Source organism: Mesorhizobium sp. M1E.F.Ca.ET.063.01.1.1 (assembly GCF_003998155.1).
Classification (GTDB): Bacteria; Pseudomonadota; Alphaproteobacteria; order Rhizobiales; family Rhizobiaceae; genus Mesorhizobium.
Map to the genome: position 1 here is coordinate 1 of NZ_RZSC01001338.1, position 829 is coordinate 829.

Below are 829 nucleotides of genomic sequence, written 5' to 3' on the forward strand. Positions count from 1 at the left end.
ACGCTGCACAACGAAGACTACATCAAAGGCTTCGACAGCAACGGCCAGCCGATCCGCGACGGCATCGATGTCCGCATCGGCGACACGGTGGTGATCCAGCGGGCAGGGGACGTCATCCCGCAGATCGTCAGCGTCGTCATCGACAAACGTCCGGCCGATGCGGTGCCTTACGAATTCCCGCACACCTGTCCGGTCTGCGGATCGCCGGCGACGCGCGAGATCAACGAAAAGACCGGCAAGGAGGATTCACGCCGCCGCTGCACCGGCGAACTGATCTGCCCGGCGCAGGCGGTGGAAGGGCTGCGCCACTTCGTGTCGCGCGGCGCGCTCGATATCGAAGGGTTGGGCGCCGAGAACATCGACCTCTTCTTCAATGCGGGGTTGGTCAAGACCGCGGCCGACATCTTCACGCTGAAGGATCGCCGGCCGGCCGTCACCAAGGCGCTGGCCGAGCGGCGCGAGGAGCAGGCAAGACTGCGCGAGGAGGCATCCGGCAAGACGCGCAAGAATGTGCGCAGCGTCGAGGAGCGCAATTACGAGGGTCTCGACAAGCTGTTCGCGGCAATCGATGCGCGCCGCGAGCCGGAACTCGACCGCTTCATCTTCGCGCTCGGCATACGCCATATCGGCGAGACCACCGCGGCTGTGCTTGCCCGCCAGTTCTCGACCATCGAAGAACTGATCCGCGTCGGCAAGGAGACGGCGAAGGCGGAGAATCCGCATGACGTCTTTCCGTCGATCAACGGCATTGGCGACACGGTGATCGGCGCGCTGCGCGACTTTTTCGGCAACGAGCGCAACGACGACGTGCTCGATGCGTTGCTCGCGC

General features: G+C 64.7%; 1 protein-coding gene. It reads left to right on the forward strand.

The features are described from left to right. The coding region (locus tag EOA29_RS38405; protein WP_281061147.1) for a helix-hairpin-helix domain-containing protein at positions 1-829 on the forward strand (829 nt) is incomplete at both ends.